Annotated in this window: 27 protein-coding genes; 15 read left to right on the plus strand and 12 right to left on the minus strand. The window is 33.5% G+C overall.

The genetic code is table 11. The annotated features are described in order from the left end of the window. Positions 1 to 152 precede the first annotated feature (152 nt). Together AC3WOM_RS12390 and AC3WOM_RS12395 are read right to left on the minus strand one after the other, a co-directional pair. Positions 153 to 1,169: an ABC transporter permease gene (locus tag AC3WOM_RS12390; protein WP_492447079.1), complete on the minus strand. Its 1,017-nt coding sequence runs from the start codon at positions 1,167 to 1,169 to the stop codon at positions 153 to 155. Continuing rightward, on the minus strand, positions 1,166 to 1,894 hold the full coding sequence (locus tag AC3WOM_RS12395) for an ABC transporter ATP-binding protein (protein ID WP_492447081.1): 729 nt from the start codon (positions 1,892 to 1,894) through the stop codon (positions 1,166 to 1,168). The genes AC3WOM_RS12390 and AC3WOM_RS12395 overlap by 4 nt, the downstream gene beginning before the upstream one ends. Positions 1,895 to 2,078: 184 nt before the next feature. Between AC3WOM_RS12395 and AC3WOM_RS12400 the strand changes: the two genes are divergently transcribed. The 3 genes from AC3WOM_RS12400 to AC3WOM_RS12410 all read left to right on the plus strand — a co-directional run bounded on the left by AC3WOM_RS12400 (position 2,079) and on the right by AC3WOM_RS12410 (position 4,051). Continuing rightward, on the plus strand, positions 2,079 to 2,672 hold the full coding sequence (locus AC3WOM_RS12400) for a TetR/AcrR family transcriptional regulator (RefSeq protein ID WP_492447083.1): 594 nt from the start codon (positions 2,079 to 2,081) through the stop codon (positions 2,670 to 2,672). Between the two features lie 115 nt (positions 2,673 to 2,787). Continuing rightward, complete coding sequence (locus AC3WOM_RS12405) at positions 2,788 to 3,414, plus strand: TetR/AcrR family transcriptional regulator (protein WP_492447085.1); 627 nt, start codon at positions 2,788 to 2,790, stop codon at positions 3,412 to 3,414. Beyond that, entirely contained in the window at positions 3,407 to 4,051 is a 645-nt protein-coding gene (locus AC3WOM_RS12410) for a CPBP family intramembrane glutamic endopeptidase (protein WP_492447087.1), read from the plus strand. Before AC3WOM_RS12405 ends, AC3WOM_RS12410 begins: the two co-directional genes overlap by 8 nt. 70 nt (positions 4,052 to 4,121) lie before the next feature. Here AC3WOM_RS12410 and AC3WOM_RS12415 read toward each other — a convergent pair whose 3' ends face one another. The 4 genes from AC3WOM_RS12415 to AC3WOM_RS12430 all read right to left on the minus strand — a co-directional run bounded on the left by AC3WOM_RS12415 (position 4,122) and on the right by AC3WOM_RS12430 (position 7,628). Next, positions 4,122 to 4,919, minus strand: a complete 798-nt coding sequence (locus AC3WOM_RS12415) for an ABC transporter permease subunit (RefSeq protein ID WP_492447089.1) — start codon at positions 4,917 to 4,919, stop codon at positions 4,122 to 4,124. Beyond that, positions 4,916 to 5,803, minus strand: coding sequence for an ABC transporter ATP-binding protein (locus AC3WOM_RS12420; RefSeq protein ID WP_492447148.1), 888 nt, complete (start codon positions 5,801 to 5,803; stop codon positions 4,916 to 4,918). Before AC3WOM_RS12420 ends, AC3WOM_RS12415 begins: the two co-directional genes overlap by 4 nt. Before the next feature lie 11 nt (positions 5,804 to 5,814). Then, positions 5,815 to 6,462, minus strand: a complete 648-nt coding sequence (locus tag AC3WOM_RS12425) for a TetR/AcrR family transcriptional regulator (protein ID WP_492447091.1) — start codon at positions 6,460 to 6,462, stop codon at positions 5,815 to 5,817. A gap of 266 nt (positions 6,463 to 6,728) precedes the next feature. Next, positions 6,729 to 7,628, minus strand: coding sequence for a coiled-coil domain-containing protein (locus tag AC3WOM_RS12430; RefSeq protein WP_427543993.1), 900 nt, complete (start codon positions 7,626 to 7,628; stop codon positions 6,729 to 6,731). A 417-nt stretch (positions 7,629 to 8,045) separates the two neighbouring features. On the opposite strand from AC3WOM_RS12430, the gene AC3WOM_RS12435 reads away from it, so the two are divergent. The 5 genes from AC3WOM_RS12435 to AC3WOM_RS12455 all read left to right on the plus strand — a co-directional run bounded on the left by AC3WOM_RS12435 (position 8,046) and on the right by AC3WOM_RS12455 (position 13,051). Continuing rightward, on the plus strand, positions 8,046 to 9,011 hold the full coding sequence (locus AC3WOM_RS12435; RefSeq protein ID WP_492447093.1) for a hypothetical protein: 966 nt from the start codon (positions 8,046 to 8,048) through the stop codon (positions 9,009 to 9,011). A 638-nt stretch (positions 9,012 to 9,649) separates the two neighbouring features. Then, a complete protein-coding gene (locus AC3WOM_RS12440) occupies positions 9,650 to 10,222 on the plus strand; it encodes a class I SAM-dependent methyltransferase (RefSeq protein ID WP_492447095.1) in 573 nt (190 codons plus the stop codon). After that, entirely contained in the window at positions 10,223 to 10,810 is a 588-nt protein-coding gene (locus AC3WOM_RS12445; protein ID WP_492447097.1) for a DedA family protein, read from the plus strand. A 41-nt stretch (positions 10,811 to 10,851) separates the two neighbouring features. Continuing rightward, a complete protein-coding gene (locus AC3WOM_RS12450; RefSeq protein ID WP_492447098.1) occupies positions 10,852 to 11,553 on the plus strand; it encodes a response regulator transcription factor in 702 nt (233 codons plus the stop codon). Further along, positions 11,537 to 13,051, plus strand: a complete 1,515-nt coding sequence (locus tag AC3WOM_RS12455; RefSeq protein ID WP_492447100.1) for a sensor histidine kinase — start codon at positions 11,537 to 11,539, stop codon at positions 13,049 to 13,051. Before AC3WOM_RS12450 ends, AC3WOM_RS12455 begins: the two co-directional genes overlap by 17 nt. Here the strand turns inward: AC3WOM_RS12455 and AC3WOM_RS12460 are convergent. Then, positions 13,035 to 13,340: a hypothetical protein gene (locus tag AC3WOM_RS12460; RefSeq protein ID WP_427548825.1), complete on the minus strand. Its 306-nt coding sequence runs from the start codon at positions 13,338 to 13,340 to the stop codon at positions 13,035 to 13,037. The genes AC3WOM_RS12455 and AC3WOM_RS12460 overlap by 17 nt on opposite strands. Positions 13,341 to 13,687: 347 nt before the next feature. Further along, positions 13,688 to 14,566, minus strand: coding sequence for a LysR family transcriptional regulator (locus tag AC3WOM_RS12465; protein WP_492447103.1), 879 nt, complete (start codon positions 14,564 to 14,566; stop codon positions 13,688 to 13,690). Between the two features lie 102 nt (positions 14,567 to 14,668). Between AC3WOM_RS12465 and AC3WOM_RS12470 the strand changes: the two genes are divergently transcribed. The 4 genes from AC3WOM_RS12470 (at position 14,669) to AC3WOM_RS12485 (ending at position 19,457) form a co-directional block, all read left to right on the plus strand. Continuing rightward, positions 14,669 to 15,841 (plus strand): YbfB/YjiJ family MFS transporter, encoded by a 1,173-nt coding sequence (locus AC3WOM_RS12470; protein ID WP_492447105.1) that lies wholly within the window; start codon positions 14,669 to 14,671, stop codon positions 15,839 to 15,841. A 90-nt stretch (positions 15,842 to 15,931) separates the two neighbouring features. After that, positions 15,932 to 16,621, plus strand: a complete 690-nt coding sequence (locus tag AC3WOM_RS12475) for a DNA alkylation repair protein (protein ID WP_492447107.1) — start codon at positions 15,932 to 15,934, stop codon at positions 16,619 to 16,621. 350 nt (positions 16,622 to 16,971) lie between these two features. Continuing rightward, positions 16,972 to 17,130: a competence pheromone ComX gene (gene comX / locus AC3WOM_RS12480; protein WP_492447109.1), complete on the plus strand. Its 159-nt coding sequence runs from the start codon at positions 16,972 to 16,974 to the stop codon at positions 17,128 to 17,130. Beyond that, positions 17,103 to 19,457 (plus strand): ATP-binding protein, encoded by a 2,355-nt coding sequence (locus AC3WOM_RS12485; protein ID WP_492447111.1) that lies wholly within the window; start codon positions 17,103 to 17,105, stop codon positions 19,455 to 19,457. The genes comX and AC3WOM_RS12485 overlap by 28 nt, the downstream gene beginning before the upstream one ends. A gap of 536 nt (positions 19,458 to 19,993) precedes the next feature. Here AC3WOM_RS12485 and AC3WOM_RS12490 read toward each other — a convergent pair. From AC3WOM_RS12490 to AC3WOM_RS12505, 4 genes are all read right to left on the minus strand, one after another. Then, positions 19,994 to 20,494: a methylated-DNA--[protein]-cysteine S-methyltransferase gene (locus AC3WOM_RS12490; protein WP_492447112.1), complete on the minus strand. Its 501-nt coding sequence runs from the start codon at positions 20,492 to 20,494 to the stop codon at positions 19,994 to 19,996. Between the two features lie 3 nt (positions 20,495 to 20,497). Then, entirely contained in the window at positions 20,498 to 21,124 is a 627-nt protein-coding gene (locus AC3WOM_RS12495) for a bifunctional transcriptional activator/DNA repair enzyme AdaA (RefSeq protein WP_492447113.1), read from the minus strand. Positions 21,125 to 21,299: 175 nt separating this feature from the next. Beyond that, positions 21,300 to 22,160 (minus strand): YitT family protein, encoded by an 861-nt coding sequence (locus AC3WOM_RS12500; protein WP_492447114.1) that lies wholly within the window; start codon positions 22,158 to 22,160, stop codon positions 21,300 to 21,302. A 34-nt stretch (positions 22,161 to 22,194) separates the two neighbouring features. Next, on the minus strand, positions 22,195 to 22,731 hold the full coding sequence (locus AC3WOM_RS12505; protein WP_427548842.1) for a helix-turn-helix domain-containing protein: 537 nt from the start codon (positions 22,729 to 22,731) through the stop codon (positions 22,195 to 22,197). A gap of 176 nt (positions 22,732 to 22,907) precedes the next feature. On the opposite strand from AC3WOM_RS12505, the gene AC3WOM_RS12510 reads away from it, so the two are divergent. From AC3WOM_RS12510 to AC3WOM_RS12520, 3 genes are read left to right on the plus strand one after another with little or no spacing between them, the layout of a single operon-like run. Continuing rightward, the gene (locus AC3WOM_RS12510; RefSeq protein ID WP_492447115.1) at positions 22,908 to 23,159 is read left to right on the plus strand and encodes a PLD nuclease N-terminal domain-containing protein; all 252 of its coding nucleotides are present in this window, start codon (positions 22,908 to 22,910) and stop codon (positions 23,157 to 23,159) included. After that, positions 23,143 to 24,045, plus strand: a complete 903-nt coding sequence (locus tag AC3WOM_RS12515) for an ABC transporter ATP-binding protein (protein WP_492447116.1) — start codon at positions 23,143 to 23,145, stop codon at positions 24,043 to 24,045. Before AC3WOM_RS12510 ends, AC3WOM_RS12515 begins: the two co-directional genes overlap by 17 nt. Before the next feature lie 4 nt (positions 24,046 to 24,049). After that, a complete protein-coding gene (locus AC3WOM_RS12520; protein WP_492447117.1) occupies positions 24,050 to 24,829 on the plus strand; it encodes an ABC transporter permease in 780 nt (259 codons plus the stop codon). Positions 24,830 to 24,833: the final 4 nt, after the last annotated feature.

Here is a 24,833-nt window from a genome sequence, read left to right on the forward strand (position 1 = left end):
CCCAGGAAAGCACTCAGTCGGAACGGAGATCAACCCCTCGTTTTGAAAAAGGGCTATACTTTTTAATTTGTCACCTTAATTTCATTGACATAATAGTATTTCAACAACATGAAGAGTTCTGCCTAGGATATGGCAGAACTCTTCTGTGTGCATTATAAGGATCGATATTTTTTTAGGCTAATAATATTTAGCGTAATGAATACAAGGGCGAAGCAAGCTAGTATCACTAAATCCACAACAATGTCATGAAAAGCATAGCCCTTATACATAACACCATTCAGTGCATCAGCCGCATAGTAAAGTGGCATAATACGTCCGATATTTTGCAGCCATTCTACCATATTATCCAGTGGAAAAATGCCTGAAAAAAATATTTGAGGGACAATAACAAGTGGAATAAACTGCATCATTTGAAATTCAGACGCTGCAAAGCTTGATAGCAATGCCCCTAATGATAATGAAACAAGTGCTACAACAATATTAATAAGCAAAACAAGCCAAATTGAGCCCACATGTACAATATCTAAAATATAAATACCAAACAAAACAATAATAATTGTTTGAAGGAAGGCAAACAAACCATAGCCAATCATATAGCCTGCGACAATTTCTGAGCGTTTAATCGGTGTTGCAAGTAGACGTTCCAGTGTCCCGGAGGTGCGTTCTTTTAATAGTGCTATCCCTGTAATTAAAAAGACGAAAAAGAAAACAAAGAAGCCAGTCAGCATTGGACTAAAAATATCAAAGATAGCGGTATTTTCATCCCCATAAACATACTCAGTCTTTAGATTTGACATAGAAGCTTGTTCAGGCTGTAAGGCTTGAGAGAGCTTCATCATAACAGCTTTTGTACTAGAGGGATCATCATTTAATAATGTAAGCTTTATATCATTTTGCTTGATTGCTAACCATCCATCATATTTTTCTTCCTTTAACATCGCTGAGGAATAATCATTGTTTTCCACTACTTTAACATCTACTGCTTTAAGCTTTTCGATTAATGGTGCTGGACCATCTGATACAACAAGCGTCATCTCAGGCTCATTACTATTAAAAATAAAATACATTAAGGAAAGAATAATTAAAGGTGCAATAAATAATAAAGCAAGTGTCCGTTTATCGCGTTTCATCTGCTGCATAATTCTTGTTACGATAGCACCAATCCTCATAGCACGTCACCCCCAGCCTTTACAAATACCTCATCAAAATCTTGTGCTTGAAAACGGTCTTTCAATTCATGCGGAGTACCGTATGCAATAATCTGCCCATTTCTTAGCATGGCTAATTGATCACATCGTTCTGCCTCGTCCATGGCATGTGTTGTGACAAGAATTGTTTTCTGTTCCTCGTCTTTTAATCGAATAAGCTCCTGCCATATTACCTTTTTCAAGACAGGATCAATGCCAACTGTCGGTTCATCAAGAATCAAAAGCTGTGGATTTTGGAGTAGGGCAATGGCAAGAGATAATCTTCTCTTCATTCCGCCAGAGTAATTCATGACCTTACTATTTAAATCATCTGTCAAACGAACGAGATCGGCCGCATATGCTACTCGTTCAGCGCGTTCTTTTTTTGTTAAACGAAAAAGCTTTGCAAAAAAATGAAGATTTTCTTTACCTGTTAAATCCAAATAAAGTGCATCAGATTGTGCCATATAGCCGATATCCATCAGCAACTGCTTATGTGGAACAGTAAGGTTTAATACTTGAATACTACCGTTGTCAGGCTTTATCATGCCCATAATCAATTTGATTAACGTTGTTTTCCCACAGCCTGAGGGACCAAGTAAACCGATAAGCTGACCCTTTGGAATTTCTAAGGAAAGGGGTGCAATCACTTGCTTGTGATGAAATTTTTTTTCAATGGAATTTAGTGATATCGCATTGTTTCCCATATCTCCATCTCCTTTACTGAACACAGTGTTGATACTTGAAATTTTAAAATAGTGTATAGGGAATTACAATCAACAAATACAGAGAATGTGTTAAGTGATTAGACTATATTGAAACCATCAAAAATTTTCGTTAGCATATATACAAACACAAGGAATTAAAGAATTCTACAACAGGGGGTTAACGATGTCTATCCATGAAAAGATGAGTTTTGAAACAAAGCAAGCAATCAAAAAAGCTTTAATCCAACAAATAGAGGAAGCTGGCTTTGAACGAGTAACCGTAAAAAATCTAGCTTTAGCTGCAAACATCAATAGAGGTACTTTTTATTTACATTATAAGGATAAGTTTGAAGTAATGGAGGATTTACAGCAGGAGCTATTAAAAGAATTAGAGCGCTATGTTAAAAATGTTCAGCCTGTAGAAGCCTTCCACACCGTAAAAACAGGACAGCTTTATCAACCATTTGTTGAGGTATTTCGATGCATTAAAAGGAACGCAAAGGTTTTTCGCGTTTTTTTAGGGGAACAGGGGAGTCCTGCCTTTATTATTAAAATGAAAAGGGTTTTTAGTAATCATATTTTAAATAGCCTATCTCTTATTCAAGAGGAGATGCTAGATCCAGAATTTCGACAATATTTACAGGCTTTTTTAAGTTCTGCGATTATAGGAGTTATTCAGGAGTGGCTTGATAGTGACAATGTGGATGTAAGTGTAGAGGAAATGGCAACCATCCATTTTCGTCTAATGCGCTTTATCGGGAACTTAGCTACATTATAAGTGAACATTTAGTACGATAATATTTAAATATGGAATTGAATTGACAATTATGTAAATAAACCATAGAATAAAATAATATTGACTGACTAGTCAATCAAAAAAGGAGTGAATTTAAATGCCAAGGAAATCAGAGCTTAATCAAGAATTAAGGGATGTGCGAAAAGAACAGATATTAAAAGCAGCCTTGATCGTTTTTGCGAGGAGGGGAATGGTTGCAGCAAAAATAAGTGATATTGCTAAAGAGGCAGGATTAAGTCATGGTCTTGTTTATCATTATTTTAATTCGAAAGAAGAGATTTTTTCATTGCTTGTAAAAGAAGCAATGAATCGTTCCATAGAGGTTATTCAAAAGGCAAATGAATATAAGGGTACACCACTTGAGAAATTAAGATGGATGACAGAGCAGATCTTAAATAGCTTTATAGATTCAGAACATACACTATTTTTTTTAATCATGATCCAGGCAAGTACCTCAGATGCTATACCAACTGAAGTCAAAGAGTTACTCACAGGAGATCAATCGTTATCACCAGTTATGTGTACATTGCCTATTATTGAAGCGGGGCAAGAAAAGGGAGAAATTTTTTCAGCAAATCCTATAACTTTGGCTGTTACCTATTATTCCTTTATACAAGGCTTAGCTATTAATAAAATTCAATGGCCTGAATGTCCCATCCCTGATGCCAATTTACTGTTAAAAATTTTTATTAATGAAAAAGGGTGTAGTCATCATAATGAGTAGCCAAAAGAATATATCTCTTTTACTATCACCATTCATAATTATTGGTGTAGGATTTTTAACCGCAACTTTTTTTAATCAGTACATAGATGGTTGGGCTTGGATCCCCCTAGCAATAGTTTATTGGATTTTGATGGGTATCTGTATTGTTCTATTTAAAGGTAATAGGTCTATTAAAAGTTGGCTGATGAAGTCAAATAAATCAAAATTATGGATTACTATTTCTTTATTATTGGGGATGTTCCCGTTAAGCATTCTACTAATGAACTACCAATTATTTGATTCGACTTTACTAATAATACTATGGTTAGTATTTGCTTGCATTAATCCTTGGTTTGAGGAACTTTATTGGCGCGGAGTTTTACTAGATGGGTTGAAAGATGATTGGTCAAAATGGTTTAGCATAATATATTCCACTTTATTTTTTGTGTTAAGCCATCCATTTATGTGGGGTGTATTTTCGATTGCTAGTAAATCTTACCATTTATATATTTATCTAAGTATAGCAGGTATTGTTTGGGCTATTACATATTTTAAAACAAAGAGCTTAAGGTGGGTTATTTTTTCACATTTCATTGTAGATATTGGTAATTTAACCGTGCTAACATTTCTAAATATTTATTTACCCCCAACCATGTAGTATTTATGAACGAAAGCTTGGTTTAAATCTCAAACCAAGCTTTCATCTATGATATAGATTGGCATGCACTTTATAAGTACAAATCACGTTTCACAAAAATGCGAACAGCGAACGTGTAACACAGTAGCCCAATAATAAATAATGTTCCAAGCATCCAAATAGTCGAGCTATCCTGAGCCATTAATTTTTCTGGAGCAAATAATGAATAGATTGTAAAGTACTGAAGTTTTTCTAATGAGCCTCCCATATTGCTTAGCGCCTCTATTAAATAAAAAGCAATTGGTAAGCCTGTACTATATGCATAGGAGGTTTTTAAATCCTTACTGCTACAGGAAACAAGAAAACAGTAGCCACTAATGGCAAAGTGTAAGAAATATAGACCTAGATTTAATGTAAGAAAAGCAGGGATATCTAATTCATTAGGAAATAGAATTTCTGAAAAGATAATGGCTACTAAAGTTGTCACAGCGAGCAGTATAAAGATGCTAGCAATTAAAAAAGATGCCTGTGTAAATACAATTTTCAATCGTCTATTTGGTGTTGCAATGAGATAGGCCATTGATCCATTATCTATATAGCCCATTATAAGTTTATTTGCTAACATAATAATAAACACTAATGGGAGAATTAGTAATAAAAATCCGTAGAGATAGGTGGATAAAAATTCAATTAACGTATCACCGATAGAACCCATCCCAAATGCGGCCATCATTTCTGGCATAGTTGCTGTAAGCTGCTTTAATGTGTTGCTCATCTCGGGATTATACATATAAACGATACTGATAATATAGAGCATTAATACTGCGAGTATAATACAAAATAATTTAACCGTGGCTAGTATCTCATGTTTTAGCAAAGGAAAATTCATGATTTTTGTCCCCCTACATCGTAGTAATGCATAAAAATATCTTCGAGTGATTGTGAAATAACATCGAGATCCATCATTTGATAGTGTGCTAATGTTGAAAGCAATACTTGGACATTCCCCTGAACCTTGATAATCGCCTGTGTAGGGCTGATTTGCTCAGTCATAAATGGTTCCTCTAGGAAGCGAGAAAGCTCCTGCTCACTTTGAAATTCAATTAAAAATTTCTTAGATTTGCGTTTTTTTAGATCAGCAATGGCTTCTATGGCAACAATCTTTCCAGCATTAATAATGGCTACTCGGTCACAGGTCTTCTCAATTTCCTCAATCATATGAGAGGACATGAAGATAGTCGTTCCTTTTTCCTTTTCTCCGATAATCAATTCAATAAATTTTGTTTGCATAAGCGGGTCTAATCCACTTGTCGGCTCATCTAAAATGACTATTTCAGGACTATGCATAAACGCACAAACTAAACCAACTTTTTGCTTCATGCCCTTCGACATTTTCTTTATTAGCCCTGTAGCATTTAACTCAAAGTATTGCATAAGCTCATGGGCTCTTGTTAGATCATGTAATCCTCGCATTTTGGCAATAAATTGAATAAACTGCTGTCCTGTCATTTTATCAATAAAGGCTATTTCACCTGGTAAATACCCTACAAATTTTTGTATTTCAGCTGTAGCTTTTCGGCAATCTAACCCTTTTATTGTACAAATGCCTTTAGTTGGCTGTAAAAAGCCCATCAAATGTCTAATTGTTGTAGATTTACCTGCACCATTTGGACCTAAAAATCCAAATACCTCACCCTTTTCAATCTGTAAGTTTACATTTTGAATGCTATAAAAATTCCCAAACCTTTTTGTTAATTGATTAATCTCAATAATTGTCATGCTATTCACCCCTTTGTGTTTCGGTATAATAATTGTTTTAAAAATTCAAAATAATGGGTTGCCTCTTCCATGCATTGCTTTAGTAGTTGATGAAAGGCTTCAGGATTATCAACGTTGCTTTTTAATTGTTTTTCATATCGATCACTGATTCCATCTGTTACTAATCTAATGGTATCTAACGCCTTAGTACTATCTATATTTTCATGAAATAAATCAAAATTAATTCCAGCAAACACACGAATATAGGAAGAATCTTGTAGCTTACTATTATATTGATCGAGTTCATTTCTTACTTCTAAGCTTGTTTCAGCATATGTCTTTTTTAAGAAATCAAAAAGTGTATGGTATTGCTGAATTAATGCCAATTTCATCATCATAATTTGTTCATAGCGTTTAAATATATCAGGTTCTTCCAAATCTAAGCTGTTATTAATTGCATCAGTGAAAATCGTTGTTACATAGTCATATAAATAAAGATATAAACTTTTTTTACTACCAAAATAGTGAAATAAAATTCCTTTTGAGATTTTTGCATCCTTCACTATTTTATTAGTAGAGGCTGTTTCGTAGTTATGAATTGAAAATTCTCGCAGTGCAGCATTTATAATTTTATTACGTTTTTTTTCTTCTAAATTTTGAAATGCTTGATACAATTTTTTTCTCCCTTTGGTGTATTTTAAATCGATTATATATGCGTTGACCAAAGTGGTCAATATGGTTGATGGATAATTTTCCTAGTGATACGAATAGAGAAATGAACAGTAAAAGGATCGTTAGGGAATGAAGAGTAAGTTTAGAGGAACTCCACAGGGTGGGGGGACGAAGGCTAGAATCATCACATCCATATGAACAAGACCTTCGCGACATTACCCTGGGAGACTGATACTTTCTTTTGCAAACGTCAAATAAATAAATTGCACTATTTGTCATAATAATTATTCAAGGTTGCTTCTAAGCGTTCTTCTAAATTCTTTGAAATATAGCTCAAGGCGAATTGCTCTTTTTCCATCTCAATTTGTGAGGAACGAAACATTTTCACGAAAAAGCCTATTTTTCTTTCCTGAGAAAATTGCTGTAAGGCCTCTGTGCGCAATATGGATACAATTTCATTTTCAATATGACGCTCACGTATTTTTTGGACGATGGTCTTCACGTTTCCTCCCTGCAGCTCTTGAATTTGTTTCTGTAAATTTTCGTTTTCTTGTTTCAGTTCAGCTGTTTCTTTTTGTATTTCTTCAAATGAACTTGACTCAGTGGATAGTAATTGAATTTTTTGTGTAAGAAAATCTTGATTAATGGCTACTTGCAGGGCACCTTGCTCTTCATTTGGCAAGATAGTAAAGAGTCCCGTTTGGATTATCTGCTGTAGGACATTTCCGAGAACATCGACTTTATTGGCTAAATCATCATTAATCATCGTTGTTGCAGTTATTTGATGATTAGGAAGTTGACCATGATCATCAATCCCTAATAAATTCTTCAGACCTTTAACACGGTGCTTGTCCTTTAATAATAAAATCATCCGAAGTCTTAAAATGGCAGAAAGATTTAAACGAATATTGGTGTTTGGGCTGTTTGTAGCATCATTAAAAATATACTGTTCAAATGGCTTAATATAGTAACGAAGCATTGCATCAGTAATATTAAACCAACCAGCTACTTCTGAAATAGAATAATAATTTGATTCCTTAATATGTGCTAAATAAGCATCATTATAAAGCGTTTCTTCTAAATGCGTATCTTGTTGTAAGACAACAAATAATGGGTCATGTTGTACAATTTCGAGTACCATTTCCTTTGCATCATTTAGTTTCAGCATCCTTTCACACCCCACTTTAATTTTCGATAAAAATGACTCTCTATATAGGTTTCTATTCTACTAGTAGCATTTGTATGCCTATTTTATGTAGGAAAACTTAAAATCAATATTCAGCCTAACTTTGCTCATAAGAGTGTGTTATTTTTGTCGAACATTTCATAAAAGAAGAGCGTTTGTTCTTTAGTGTGTAAATAACTTTTAGGATAAAGATTGGACAACATGGGCTATTGCACAAAATTTGGTATACATGATTTCACTATCAAGTCGTTACAATGTTAATAAGAGTTTTAAAGGTGTGCTTTATACATTACCAAAAAATATTCCCACTAAATAAATATAATGGTATTATCATAGTATTATTTAACTTAATCTAAAGTAAATGGAGTGATTTAAGTAATGAAGAGGTGTTCATCGTTATTGATTGCAAGTGTTATTTTTCTTACATTGCTCTTTATAACTACTGTTAATGAAACAGCACATGCAAAAAAATTGTGGGGCAAGCCTCCCGAATTGAAAATTACCGGTTTGGTAAATGGTCAAACAACAACTGAAAGTACTCATAATTTAAATGTATCAACAGTTGAAAAAGCGACTGTTACAGTTACCTTAAATGATGAAATTGTAGAGGATAAAGATAATACATATGAAATTAAATTTACTAAAGAAGGAAAAAATTTTATTTATGTATCTTCAACTTTAAATGGTAAAAAATCAAAAGAACAAATTGAAGTGTATTTTAAACCTAAAAAAGTTACTAACAGAGCTGAATTACAAGTTTATCTCAGAGAAAATTATTCTGTACTACAAACAAAACTACAAAAAGTTAATTTTGATATTCATGTTTATGAAAATGATAGTCTTTTTGATGTGTATGATTACAGAATAGAATTGGGTACGAGATTTTCAAGCTTTATAGGAGATATGAATCAACATTTATATTTAAATAAGAACGATACAGCTGCAGAAGAAGATGTCGAACTTTCTAAAAAACAATTAAAAGATTTTATAGAAAGACTGGCTAGAGACATCATTGATAAGTTTCCTGATAAAAAAATATTGGGCCGAAACGATGAATCTTATTATGGATATCCCAATTTAAAACTCGATTATAATAACATTCTTTATTTACATTGGTCTAATTATGAACCTATTTACATGAAAAACACTTGGCCTGGTGACGTACCAAAGGACTATTCTAGTGTTATATACAACCCGTGGGAAGACCATACATCACCGATATACAAAAAATATATTCAGGATGCACGACAAAGAGATCAATATAAGTGGGAATACCAAAGATTAGGTTATAATGATTTTAGAATCTCTGACTTTCATTGGTTACCATTTTTAAATCACCTTTATGATAATGATTTAGGTATTTAAAAAAAACAAAATGCTATTAAAATAAACATTCTTGTTTCAGACCGGGGACAGATTCAAAAATACTTAGTTTGCTTACACTCTTTTTTCTTTAATTGATTCTAATAGAGGTTTGACGCTCTCCAAAGGTAATGTGGAGTAGAATGACATTTATTCAATACATTAATGGTATTCGGTCGGTTCGCTATATGAAATATCTGGAAGTTAATAAATAATATACAAAGAGGCTGGGACAAAACTCGATTATATTGAAAAACAACAAAAATGGATATTAGCTTTTTCACTTCACGAAGTTAAATATGCCTTCCTAAATCAAAAAAATGTTAGACCGATTGTATCTTGGTCTAACATTTTTTTTTTTGTCCCAGCCTCTTTTAATTGTTTATTTAAACTAAAATTATCCCTAAGTGTATTAAAAAATGTTACGTACCCAACATAAGAATACGGTGAAATAAAAAGCTAATCTTGTTTACTGTTCACATAGAGAGTATAAAAACAGATTTAATCGCAGTTAGCCTATTATAGATACAACTAAATAATGTAAATTCTTAAGAAAAAGTTAAGAAATCTCCTCGTAAATCTTTAAGAAATGCTCGTTATAGTAAAGGCATTCACATTTCATCAGATTGGGGAGAACTTGAATGCAATTTATAACGTTTCTTACTGAATTTATAAAACACCCAAAGAATATTGGTGCTGTTTCACCTAGTTCGAAAAAATTGGCAAAAAAAATAGTTGAGGCTATTTGTTTTAAAAAGGCACAATGTATTGTTGAACTTGGTCCTGGCACAGGCTCCTTTACGAAAGAATTAATGAAAAGAAAAGCGCATACTACTAAGCTAATACTCATTGAAAATAATCCAGTTTTTTATAATAAGCTTTGTCAACAATATGAGCATGAGCCAAATGTTATCATAATCTACGGCTCCGCTGAGAATTTAGGGTTGTATATGAAGAACTTAAATATCGAAACAATCGACTATATTGTATCGGGTTTGCCTTTTACATCCTTAAATCCAGTCGTTGCATCACGAATCTTACAAAATGTTAAAGAGTGTTTAGAGGAAGGGGAATTTATTACATTCCAATATTCACTGGTTAAGAAATCATTTATCCAACAATTTTTTGATACTATTACACATGAAAAAGTATGGATTAATCTTCCACCAGCCTATGTGCTGAGCTGTAGGCAGGGAACGAAGAGGGTTAGTTAGATGGGATTGAGTGAGCTATTATCCTTTATAGAGCAATACGGTTATTGGGCATTGTTTTTTAGTCTCTGGCTTGGCATAGTGGGGATGCCGCTTCCAGATGAGATGATTGTAATGAGTGGCGGATTTTTAGGTTCCATGGAAAAAATGTCGGTCTTGAAAGCCTTTATCCTTACGTATTTAGGTGTAGTCTCTGGATTGTCTCTAGGCTATATCCTTGGGAAGGGGTTTGGACATAAACTAGTAGATAAGTTGCTGAAAAGGAAAAAAGCTAAGTATTTAGTAAAGTCCAAGGAGCTAATAGATAAATACGGACATTTTGCCTTAGTTATCAGCTATTTTATACCTATAGTTAGACATATTATTCCTTACTTAGTTGGCATGAATAATATGCCCTTTCTAAAGTACGCTATGTATTCCTACACAACAGGTTTTATTTGGACATTGCTGTATTTTACACTTGGGTTATTCTTTGGCAAGCATATTGAGTATATATCTGCCCTAGCAACGCGTTATGGGATTTATTTTGGGATATCTGTCGGTATAATCGGGTATTTATATTATTGGTATATACGAAAATTGAAAAGATAGTTAAAATTAGGAGCAATAATGAGTGAAATTGGTGGGATTGGATGACGAAAGAAACAATACTAATTGTAGATGATGAGAAGGAAATAAGAAATCTTATCGCTATTTACTTAAAAAATGAGGGCTTCCATGTACTAGAGGCAGGTGATGGAGAGCAAGGCTTAAATCTGCTAAAAAAGCATAAGGTGCATCTCATAGTTTTAGATATCATGATGCCGAAGATAGATGGTATTGAGATGTGTATGAAAGTTAGAGAAATAGCAGAAATGCCCATCATAATGCTGTCAGCGAAATCACAGGATATGGATAAAATTGTTGGGTTAACATTAGGCGCAGATGATTACGTAACTAAGCCCTTCAATCCTCTAGAGCTTATTGCGCGCATTAAATCCCAGCTTCGTAGATACATAAAAATGAGTCGACACGATACGATGAACGAAAATGAGATAGAGATTGGAGATATGCGTATAAATATAGCTACACATGAGGTGATTGTCAATAATGAAAAAGTAAAGCTTACCCCAAGGGAGTTTTCCATTCTTGAATTACTTGCGAGAAATCAAGGCATGGTGATGAGCGCTGAGCAAATTTATGAAAAGGTTTGGAAGGAAGAGGCAATCCAATCTGAAAATACAGTAATGGTGCATATCCGAAAAATACGAGAAAGGGTTGAGACCAATCCTAGAAATCCTCAATATATTAAAACTGTATGGGGAGTAGGTTATAAAATTGAAAAAGATCAGTAAGCTTGTTTTTTACTTATTTTCAAAAATCAAAATGCTCATTATAAAAGCCATCACAAAAATACGTCAAAACCTTAGAATTCAGCTATTAACCACTTTTGTTTTCTGTGCGTTTCTAGGGCTAATTGTTACAAGAGCTTCACTTCCTCTCCTTGGAAATATGAATGAGAGAACTACTATTGACTATAGCCCAGGTATGCAGCAAATTCGTTATCAGGTACAGCATGTAGTAGACAGAGCCATCAACGACAATAGTATTGAAGCCTTAAGACAATTGATTGAGGATGAAAATGTCATGCTTGAAATGAAGCAGAGTGCATTAAAAGTATTAGTGACAGATGAGAGCGGAAAGGTACTGTATAAGACAAAGCAAGCTGAGGAGGAACAAATTAATTTACATAATAAGATAGGGCGCGTAATGGAATTTGCTATTATTCAGCCACTCAATGCACAGACAATTGAGCAATCACGACAAGAATATATTACCTTTTACCCAATAACGATTGAGGATAAAAATTTATATTTATTTGTTAGTGGTATTCCACAAGGGGTATTGTATACAAGTACAACGAAGGGGGAGCCGATTTCTTACTTTATTGCGATTGCTGTTTTTACTTTATCTTTCTTTTATTTAACAAAACGAAAAATGAAACAGATTGAGGCACTGGCAAAGGGGGTCATGGAAATCGCAAAAGGAAACCTTGGCTATCGAGTAAAGAAAAAAGGTATCGATGAAATTGCATTATTAACAGAGAATGTCAATCATATGGCTGAAGCAATCATGACCAATATCGAAATGGAACGAAAGATTGAACAACAAAAAAATGAATTAATTACAAATGTATCACACGACTTACGGACACCGCTAACCTCGATAATGGGCTACTTACGATTATTAAGAGAGGGGAGATATGAGACAAAGGAGCAATATGATGAATATCTAAAAATCGCATTTTCAAAATCTGAGCAATTAAAGAATTTGATAGATGATTTATTTGAATATACGAAGCTAACGAATGAAAATATCGTTATGGGGAAACAAGAGGTTTGCATCAATGAGCTTCTTGAACAATTAATAGAAGAGCTGATCCCACAAGCTGAGGAAAATAATCGTTCATTCGTGAAACATTTTTTGGAAGAGCGTATCTTTACTTTCATTGATACTGAAAAAATGGTCAGAGTCTTTGATAATTTACTTATGAATGCGATTAAATATAGCTCAGGTAACGGCCAAATTTTGGTTTCTCTTGAACGAAAAAAAAGTCATGTAATAATAGGTATCACTAATGAGAGTGATGAATTTACATCAGAAGAGCTGGTGAACTTATTTGAGCGGTTTTATAAAAAAGATCAATCAAGAACCAATGTCAAAGAAGGCTCAGGGCTTGGCCTTGCCATTGCTAAAAGTATTGTCGAGCTGCATGGTGGCAACATCCATGCAAAATATTCGGATAAGATGTTGCATTTTATCATCACGTTACCTGTTATAGCTGCTGAATAATGATTGTGTGATGATGTGGTAAATTGTAATGTAGCAATTCATTTATTTTAGTTAAGATATGTGCATCTTTTATCAAAATTTGAAGCTCAGTCTGTTTGTACTGCCGCTGAAACTCAAAAATGTAGTCAATGATAATTTGTAAGTTAAGACTGTTTTCAATTTCGATTTCCACAAAAAACGGTAAAGTCATTTGAGGATGTATATAGCAGCCACCTCGACGAATCCAAATAGCTTTATCAACATAGTATCGAATAGGTAGCTGACGATTACTGGCAATCAATATATCCATATATTGCTCCTTTATATATACGATTTAACAAAAGCGTAATGGAAATGAGATAAATCGTCAAAGGATAACAATTTGGATAGGAGAAAAGAGCTGTTTAAATCTCGAACAGCTCTTTCATAGTGTTGAAAAACAGGAATTACATTTTGTCGAATACGATAGGAAATCTTTGTTTTGAGGGAGGCCTTGGTGAATAGAAGAGAAAATATGCACGAATAACTAGTATTTGTGCTAGATAGAAGACCCGTTGTACTTAATAGAATATGGACGCTTGCTTTCCTATGGTATAACAACATAAAAGAGCTGTTCAAACGTCGAACAACTCCTTTTTAAAATGACAAGATAAATTTTTACATGGATGGGTAGTCATATGCAGCAATTGCTTCAAGGAAATCTTTTAGTACAGGTGATTGTACTTCGTCATTGCGATAGATAAACCAAGTAGGCACTTGAGCTTGCTTTGTGGTTAGTATGTGCAGGGACAAAGATTGGGTTTTCATATATTTTTGAGCAATTGCTCGTGGTAATAAGGTTACACCTAGCCCCGCAGCAACACAGCCAATGATTCCATCCAAGGTACCAAACTCCATACGGTTTTGTGGACGTACCCCATCCTCATGCAGCCAGTGCTCTAAAATGGCTCGATAGGAGCAGCCATTGCGAAAAGTAATCAAGGTACTTTCTTCTAAATCTCGTAAGCTATCAATATGCCTATGCTTGCTGGATGTAACTACTACTAGCTCCTCGCAAACAAATTCCTTGGCAAGAATATTTTCCTTATACACTGGTCCTGTTACAAAGGCTCCATCCAATTCGAAATTTTCTAATTGTTCTATATTTTGCTGCGTTGGATTTGTTAGTATTGTAATATCTACCTGTTCATGTGCCTTATGGAACGTCGTTAAAAGTGTGGGTAAGTGAAGTGCCGCGGTCGTTTCCATAGAACCAATACGTAGAAGGCCTCTATGCTCATTTGGATTTTGAAGGATTTCAAAGGATTTCTCATAGAGATGTAGCATTTTTAATACCATCTCATAAAACTGTTCTCCCTTTGGTGTTAAGCGGATACCCCGATGTCCACGATAAAAAAATGTTGTTTGATACATGGTCTCAAGGTTTTGTATTTTCATAGAGATATTGGATTGCGTGTAATTAAGCGCTTCAGCCGCTTTCGAAAAGCTACCGGTTTGCACGACTGTCCGAAAAATAGAGAGATCATTCATATTCATATATTTCACCAGCCATCAATTTATTTGATATCTATTATAACGAATTCGCTCTATTTGTGATACCTGGATTTTCGTTATAGTGAGGATGAATGGAGGGAAAATATGAACAAGCAAACTATTCAATATTTAATAGGAGGTATTTTCGCATTAGTGATTGCTATGGGGATTGCTCGATTCTCTTATACAGTGATATTGCCGTATATGCAAGATACCTTTGCCTTTAGTCGAGCCACAGCAGGATTTTTAGCTACTAGTAATTATCTAGGTTACTTAGTGGGGGCATTGGTGGCTGGTCGTTTACAACTAGGAGATAAGCGTATTCCTTTATTAAAAATAGCACTTATAATGAGTATTTTGACAACAGCTTTCATGGGCTTTACAGATGCCATTATCGTCTGGTATGTACTTCGTTTTATTTCAGGAGTAATGAGCGCGTTTATCTTTGTAGTCGCTGCTAGCCTTGTGCTTGATCAATTAGCAGGGAATGGCAAAGCACATTTATCTGGGCTTTTTTATAGTGGTGTAGGAGTGGGCATTGCCTTAAGTGCAATTATTGTATCCCCCATTCATGCTATTTTTAATTGGAATGGGACATGGATTGCCTTAGCAATAATTTGTGTCCTATTGTTTATATTCATTATAATTTTTATAAAACCTGTTACACCAAGTGTTCAACAAAAGGGGAGTACAGCCAAAGCTTCACTGAAAGCACCCCCTACAACATGGATGAAATGGCTGATTATTGCCTATAGCTTAGAGGGGCTAGGCTATATTGTTACAGGGACATTTATCGTATCCATTGCAGAGGAGTCTACAAGCTTTCATGGTAACGCTGCGTTTGTATGGTTTGTTGTTGGAGTTGCAGCAATTCCATCGTGCATTGTTTGGTCAAAGCTGGCACAGCGCTATGGTTATGTAAGGATATTATTGATTTCTATGCTATTTCAGGGGCTTGGCATTGTATTACCAGCCTTAGCAACAAATACAATAACACTTTATACAAGTGCCTTTATTTTTGGCGCAACCTTTATGGGCATTACCACAGTTGCTACAACATTAGCTAGACAAATATTACCGGTAAATAGCCATCAAATATTAGGATATTTAACTGCTGGGTATGCTTTGGGACAAATGCTAGGTCCTTCACTTGCAGGAGCATTAGCCAATTATACGAACAGCTATCAATATGCATTATTTGGCGCAACCACCGTTGTCGTCGTAGGGGCCTTATGTCTTATTAGTGGATTAAAATATGAAAAAATTAGTTCTCTGTAGACACTTTAAAATCTTGCTATTTCATTTATTTTTTTATAAAATACTAACTTTTTATAGTATGATAAAAAAATAAATGATAGGAGAATATTGATGCATCAACAGATAAGAGAACAACTCATAAATTTAGCTGACCAAGATTATCAAAAGTTTTCATCCTCACTTATCCCAAATTGCCAACATATTTTAGGTGTTCGGTTACCAGAGCTTCGAAAAATAGCTAAAAGCATTGCTAAGGAAGAAGATTGGCAGACCTATTTAAAAACCGCGAGTGATGAATTTTTTGAAGAGGTGATGCTACAAGGGATGGTCATTGGTTATGTAAAGGCAAATACGGAGGAGCGCCTTTCTTATATATCTTCATTTGTTCCGAAAATAGATAATTGGTCGGTATGTGATAGTTTTTGTACAGGCTTAAAATTTACAAAGGATAATCAAGAGCGTGTATGGACATTTTTACAACCTTATTTTTCTTCAAATAAAGAATATGAGGTACGTTTTGGAGTAGTCATGCTATTAAATTATTTTATTGATCATCATTATATAGAAAGCGTTTTGACCATAATAAATGATATAAAGCATGATGGTTATTATGTTAAAATGGCTGTCGCATGGGCTATTTCTATTTGTTATGTTAAAGATCCTCTTGTAACAATGGACTATTTAAGAAACAATTCACTGGATGATTTTACTTATCACAAAGCATTACAAAAAATTACAGAATCTAATCGAGTGGAAAAAGAGGCTAAAAATCTAATTCGACAAATGAAGCGAAAAATATAGTTCACTAAAATGAAAAGCCGTTGTAGGGATGCGTCTCTACAATGGCTTATTTGCTATGGTTCAAATCCACATTGACTAAAGAAGGACCTAGACTCATATCAGTATCTAAGTAAATTTGTAAAAAAAAGAGGATAAATCCTGTTTTTAGCGAAATCAACTCACAATATATTGAATTTTAGCAATTATTAGAAAATAATGTTGATATAAATTGCTAAATGAAAGTATAATGTATCTATAGTTACATTTATGGATATTAATACCTTATAATAAGTAAATAGTGACTGTAACTCAACTGGACATTCTAAAAATTGTAAGTGTAACTATAAAAACTAATGAAATGAGGAGATTTTATGATTAACATGATTCAGTATTTAGAAAAAAATTCGTCGCTACTTACATTGTTAAAAGAAAATAGGGCTTCTCTAGTTGGTGTTACAGAGCTTGAGCAGAAGGCAATTTTGGATTCATTTGATGAAGAGTTGTGTTTAGAAAATCGCCTTTGGTACTAAATAATATTAAAAATAAGTGGTTTTGGCCTGCTATAAGTATTTATTTAATAATTGGATTTTACTTGCTTTATTTAACTTATGGCAAGCCGTTTATAAATATTGAGATAACGGAAGAAAATGGAGAATGGTTTGTGGTAGATTCTTATTACAAAGATTGGGCTACTAAACAACAAATTGAACCTGGCGATATTATAATAAATGTAGATGGAAAAGAAATTAATAATATTTCTAATATAAGGTATGATTTCGTATTAAGATCAGCCAATGACCTAATGATAAAGAAACCCAACGGTAATTTAAGATATATCCACATAAAACAACTAGATATTCCTCAACAATTTTTTTATATACTAATAGCACCAACTTGTTACTTTATTTTAACTTTTATAATTTCTTTATATTTGTATTTTAAACAAAAAAATAACCCCTTAGTGAATTTACTTATATTTTTTATACTAACTGTCTCAATGGCATATGTTAGTATAGGAGCAGCAGGCAGTAGATTAGATAATTTGGGGATTATAATAAATCGTAGTAGTATGCTAATTTGCTTAGTACTACTAATTCATTTTCTAAAGAAATACTTTTTGTTTTTGAATTTAAAATGGATATTTATTAATAATATAAAAGTGCTTTATTTATTGCCTTTGATTGCTTTTTTTTTAAGTATATGTAGTACTTTTTATCCTTTTACCTATCCAATATTTTCCAGTTTAACTCTATGGATATTTTTCATTTTACTAACTATAGTTCTAAGTATATTGGGAATAAGTTATTTTAAATTTAAAACACCTCAATTAAAAATCTTATTAAGTAGTATCATTATCCCGTTTCTACCATTTCTGTTCCTATATGCATTACCAGAAATAATTTTTAATAAACAAGTACTCTCTGCGGATGTCAGTTCATTATTTCTATTGTTAATACCCTATAGTTTTATCTTTACACAGTTAACTGAACGTATATTTGATATGGAGTACTATATAACTCGCTTACGTCATTATTTTAATTTTTCATTTGTTTTTACAATTTGGCTATTAATTGGTATCTACTGGATAACTGATATAGCTATTTCAAGAATGACGGAAATTTTCTTTTTTTCCTTCTTCTCTTTAATAGCACTTTTCTATATTAAAGAAAAAATAGATTATCATAAGCGAAAAATCCTTTTTTCAACAAAAGGTGATTATATCCATAGAATGTATACAACTATTGATAATATAGGAAGGGTCGTTAAGATTGAAGACTTATTGGAGAAATTTGTTCTAGAGGTTGCTTTACATCTTGAGATTAATCACATTGACGTACTTACCTATGGTTTTCAAACACAACAAATTACTTCATTAAGCAAATCAATAGAATATACACAAAATCAAATTGATGAAGTTTTGCTAGAGGAACTATGCTTGGGGGATATAAAGAAAACGGAGCATTTTTATATTGCTTTTATTCACCAAGATGTAAATTATAAAAGAATACTAGTCGTAGATCATAATAAATCTATCTATCTAAAGGGTGAGGAATTATTATGGCTAGAATTATTGCTTTTATATTTAAATAATTTTATAGAAAATACTAAAATGGTGGAAGAACTTTTAGAACAATTAAAGCAGATGAAGGAAGCAGATAATAACCAGGTGCCTTGGCTCAATAAGTTACTTTGGCTACGATTTGAGCAAGAAAAGTATCAATTAGCGCAAGAACTTCATGATACGATTTTACAAGAGCAGCTCCATATTGCTAGAGAAATGTATGAAGTGATTCATGCAAAGAAAACAACAAATATACAAACGAACCTATCTAAAGTACATGACCATATGATTGCATCGTTGACTGATTTAAGAGGTTATTGTGAAAATTTAAAACCTCCACTATTAGATACATTAGGATTAAATGCAGCGCTTAAGAAACTTATCCAAAAATTTCATAAACGTGCTGATTTTGTTCTAATTTACACCATTGAACGTCTTTATTTAGAAGATGAGAGTTTAAACTTGATGATTTATCGTATTTTCCAAGAGTTAATGAACAATGCCTTGAAGCATTCACATGCCAACCTTGTCGAAATACATCTCTTAGAAACAGATAATGGTTTTGAAATCAATTATTCTGACGATGGTGTAGGATGTAAAATGGATGAAATCATTCTTTCCGATTCAATGGGGATTAGGGGAATGCAAGAAAGGGTACGAACTTTTAATGGAAAGTTTTCTATCAATACCAATGTAGGAGATGGAATGTCTATTCGAATTAAGGTAAATGAAGGAGAAATAACCCGCTCCTATGGTTACGAAACTTATAATAGATGGCCTGTTCAGTTAAAGTAAACACACATGGTTTAGATAATTATAAATCCATGTGTGTTTTTCTAACTAATTATAATTAATTCTTAAGTTGTGTACTTAGATCTATAATTGTTAATATAAGGTGAATTGAAAAATTGTAAAAAAGAAGGACAATTCATTGAAGACCACACACTTGATTTAACCAAAAGTGAAATCGAAGCATTATTGGACGGTCCACAAAATGATTTCAAAAAATCAACGAAAAGGTAACGGTTACCAAAATAAATAAAGTTGCTTTAAGAGAATTCTTAGAAAAAAAAGACTTTAAAAATGTTGAACATCCTAGTGGTTTATCGGAAAATTTTGATAAAATAAATTTTTCATAGAATTTGCTAATAAGGATCCAATTTTTTATTCTTTTGAATGTATAACGGAATCTACCCATTACACTTTTAAAGATAGTGTTTTTTTACCTTACAAAAATAAAAAAACCTATGAGCTATAAGAATGGTCTTTGAGTCTTTATAGCTTACATTTTGTTTCATTTAGATTATCCCTCCTTTACATGAAATCATCGCCTATAATTTTTCAAGCTCTAACAGTTTTTTCTTCATTTCAAGCCCTCCACGATAGCCTGTTAATGTGCCATTTTTTCCTATTATTCGATGGCAAGGAACAGCTAGTAAAATTGGATTTGCACCAATAGCTGCACCAACGGCACGAACAGCTGTGGGTTTATTAATAGAGCGAGCAATATCTGAATAGGTCTTTGTTTGTCCATAAGGAATGTCATTTAGCGCTCTCCATACTAAAAGCTGAAACGGTGTACCCCTGTAATCAATGGAAAATGTAAATTCTGTCCGTTTTCTTTCAAGATATTCGATGATTTCATCACAATAAGGAGCAAGTAGAGCTGTACTTTCGATTAGTGTAACTTTAGGATATTTTTTCTTCACCCATTCACTTACTGCTACAAAAGGTTGATTTTGTGATCCAACGTATAAAAGATGTTTGGACGTTGCTGCGATATAGAAATGCCAGTCCTTATGTTGAAGTAAAGACCAATAAATGCTGTTCATTGTTCATCTCTCCTTTTTCTCGCGCGATTGATAGAGTTTTCGATATTGTACTGGTGTATAACCAAATTTATTTTTAAATAGGGTAATGAAGTAAGTTGAATTAGAGATGCCTACACTTATCGATATATCTGTAATAGATTTATTTGTTTCAATCAGGTAGTCTTTAGCAGCCTTTAATCGGATATGTTGAATGTATTCAGCAGGAGTAATCCCCTTAATCTTTTTAAATGTTCGATGTAAATGAAAGGGGCTACCATGAGCAATCATCCCTAATAATTCAAGATTTAACCTTTCAGCGAAATTTTTATCAATGTATTCAGTAACATGATCAATCCATTCACAATCAGGCAGATTTTCGTTTGTTGGCTTACAGCGTTTACAAGGACGAAAGTTTTCATTGAGGGCTTGCTCTGCTGTTAGAAAAATTCGTACATTTTCTTTTTTAGGTACACGTGATTTACATGAAGGCTTACAAAAAATTTTGGTCGTTTCGACAGCATAGAAAAATTGATGATTGTATGTTGCATCATTATGAATGATTGCTTGCCATCTTTCGTCTGTCATCATTTCTACATGATGTTGATTGCTACCACTATTCTGTGCCGCTTCCATGTTTTTTTTATCCTTCATTATGTTTTCACTCTTTTCTTTTAAAATGCTTTCCTCCATGTTTTTGTACAACAAAGTATAACTGCATGTGAACGAAAACATAAGTCCTTTCTAACGTAATAGCAAGATATTGAAGTTTTTTAGTCAATAAAAAATCCCCTTCGCATTATAACGAAAGGGATAATAAGTTCTTGATTTAGTGAATATCTCGCTTTTTGAAGTTACCGCCCCGTACCTCTGAAACATCCGAAATAACGACAAAGGCACTTTCATCGATATCTTTGATAATTGACACTAGTTTATTTTCTTCCATACGGTTAATAACACAGTTTAAAATATCTGTGGGTTCATTGGAAAATCCGCCGCGACCTTTTGTATATGTAACACCGCGTCCTAAACGAGCTTGAATTGCATCCCCAATCTCTTCTGATTTGGCACTGACTACTCGAACATCTTTGGATTTTTCTAAACCAACTTGAATAATATCAATAACATTTTTTGCAATATAGTATGTTAAAGCGGAGTATAATGCGCTCTCTAAGCCAAAAATAAAGCTTGCCCCTAAGAAAATAAAGGCATTAATAAATAATATAATATCCCCGACTGAAAACGGAATCTTACGTGATAGTAGCACAGCTAAAACCTCAGAGCCATCCAAAGCGCCACCATTACGCAAGACAATCCCAATCCCAACACCTAGTAGCAAACCACCAGATAAAACAATTAATAACGGATCATTTGGACCTAAAATTGTTTTAACATCATGCATAAGTACAGTGGAAATAGATAGAGCTGCTATCCCAGCACTACTCATCAATGCAAAAGTTTTACCTACTTGTTTATAGCCAATCCAAATAAAAGGAATGTTTAATACAAAGAGCAGTACGCCTAATGGGATACCAAAGAGGTGTGCTCCCATAATACTGATACCTGTCACGCCACCATCAATGACATCGTTCGGAATTAATACCGCTTCTAGTCCATATGCTGCGATGATGGCGCCAATTATAATCATGATAAATTTTCGTGTATTTTCAACTGACTTTCTTCTTTTCATAAATCTTCTCCATTTCTTTACGTAAAAATAATACTTAAGGTTTTGGGATAATATTTATAGCTATTGTTTTTGTCTCATCATTGTTTGAGTCGGCCATATTATAGTATTTAATGATTAAATCGTTTAATTCAGTTTCAAAGTTCTGGAATTGATCAGTCGTTAATGTTAAATCAATAAATGAAAAAGTTGCTAAATCAGCAGTGCTTTCTTTTTCATCCAATGAATGTAAATAATTTTGATATTGAGATAGTAAAGTTAATTGATAGTTGGAAACATAATTTAATTTTTGTTTGATCGTTAGTTGTACCCAGTCCTCCGTACTAAGTTTTTCTGCTCCTTCATTTAATGCATAAAATTTCTCTGTAACAGAACGTACTTTTCTCTCTTTCACAATTTTTATGATATTTTCATCTGCCAAAATTTGGATGTGTCGATATAAAGTAGCCTGAGGTACATCCTTTATAATAGAAATCATTTCCAATGTGCTTAAACCTTCTTCTTTATTGTGCATCAGAGCTTGGAAAATTTTCATTCTCACAGGGTGCATTAAAGTCTCTGCCTTATTCCGCATAAAACGAACCTCCTATCAGATGGTATCAAGGGAAGCAATCAAATGTTATCAACATGAGAACATTATCAATAAATATACTATATATTTTTTTTACAGATGTACAGTAAAAAGGTAATGAAATTTTTTACACCTTCTGTTATCATTATCGATAATGATAATAAATGGAGGTTTTAGGGATGAAATTACACTATGGTTTTGATGATTTAGACCAACTGGATTGGGCAAGTATACTTCCAATCATTTTGCCATTTATATTCGTAGGATTTGTTCTAATCATTGTTGCTTTATTCGATTTATATCGGCACCGGGATACGCGGGAAAACATACTGATGTGGACCATTATTATTTTGTTCTTTAACTCAATTGGTTCTGTTCTATACTTCATTATTGGTAGAAAGGATGTAAATAAACGTGCGCTTAGAGATTAAAAATATTACGAAAAAGTTTAAACAAAAAACAGCCGTGAATGATTTTTCAATGGTCATTGATGCTAGTGAGTGTGTTGGATTAATTGGACCAAATGGAGCGGGGAAATCCACGTTAATTCAAATCATTGCCGACATTTTGAATGCAGATAAAGGGGAAATTCTTCTTGATGGTCAAAAGATTTCATCTATGAGAAATCAAATTGGTTACTTACCTCAGTATCCTAATTTTTACTCATGGATGACAGCATTTGAAACATTGTCCTTTATGGGAACACTTTCTGGTTTATCAAAAAATGAATTACAGCGAGAGATTCCACTGCTTTTAGAAAAGGTGGGCTTAGGAAAAGAAGCACATATGCATGTGGGAACATTTTCCGGTGGTATGAAGCAACGCCTTGGCATCGCACAAGCCTTATTGCATAAGCCAGCTTTAATGATTATGGATGAACCAGTATCAGCGCTAGACCCCATAGGCAGAAGAGAAGTGTTAAATCTATTAAAAGAAATAAAAAAAGAAACTACTATTCTGTTATCAACGCATATTTTGAGCGATGCGGAGGAAATTTGTGAGCGCTTTGTTGTCATAAAAAATGGTCACAAAATAGAGGATGCGACAAAATTAGAGCTGATTGAGTACCATCAAGAATCAGCTATCTATGTGAAGTTACGTGAACAAGATTGTAAGTGGTTAACAATGATTGAACATTTACCGTATGTGAAGAAAATCGAAAGCTATGGAGATGGCTATAAAATATATGTTCATCATTTGGAAGGTGATGCCCATCGATTGTTACAGCACGGATTGGATTCAAACGTAATGTTTACAAAGTTTGAAATGGGTATTCAAGAAAGTCTAGAAGAAATATTTTTAGAATTGGTGGTGTAAGCGAATGAGTGCTTTTATTGCATTAAGCAAAAAAGAAGTACAGCAAATGGCAAGGGAGTTTAAAATATTGTGGCTCCCAATCGTATTTATTTTACTAGGGCTAACTCAGCCGATTATGATGTATTATTTACCTGTTATTTTACAATCAGCGGGTGGTATTGAAGGTATAATAATTGATCCTACTATGGCAAAGCCTGAAGGACAGGAGGTACTTGCCTCTACATTAAATTCACAGTTTGATCAGCTAGGCATTATTATTCTGGTCGTTGCCACTATGAGTATTATTCAAGGAGAGAAAGCAAATGGCATGATGAGCTTTATCCTAACAAGACCAGTATCAATATCTTCATATTTAAATAGTAAAATCATCATCCATTATATTTTAGCTGTTATATGTATAGCTCTTGGCTATGCAGTATCTTATGGCTATTCAGCGTATTTATTTACTACTGTTCCTATGACACAAGCTATGTGGGCTTTTGCATTTTATTGTGTTTGGCTGTTATTCATCATAACGTTTGTTGCGATGATAAGTACATTTTTTAATAGTCCTGCATTTATTGCACTAATAAGTATCGTTGTCTTATTAATTTGTCGTTTTATCGCGGGATTACATCCTTTCATTGACGCTGTAAATCCTGCTAGTAATAGTTTGTCTGCAGCGAATATACTGATGACGGGTAATTTGGAAGCAGGGTACAGCATTCATATTATCGTAACACTACTATTGGTGCTATTAATGATTACTACCATGCATGGTTTCATTGCGAAAAAGAAATTTTAAAAGG

The organism is Lysinibacillus sp. FW301-JW8, assembly GCF_058788755.1.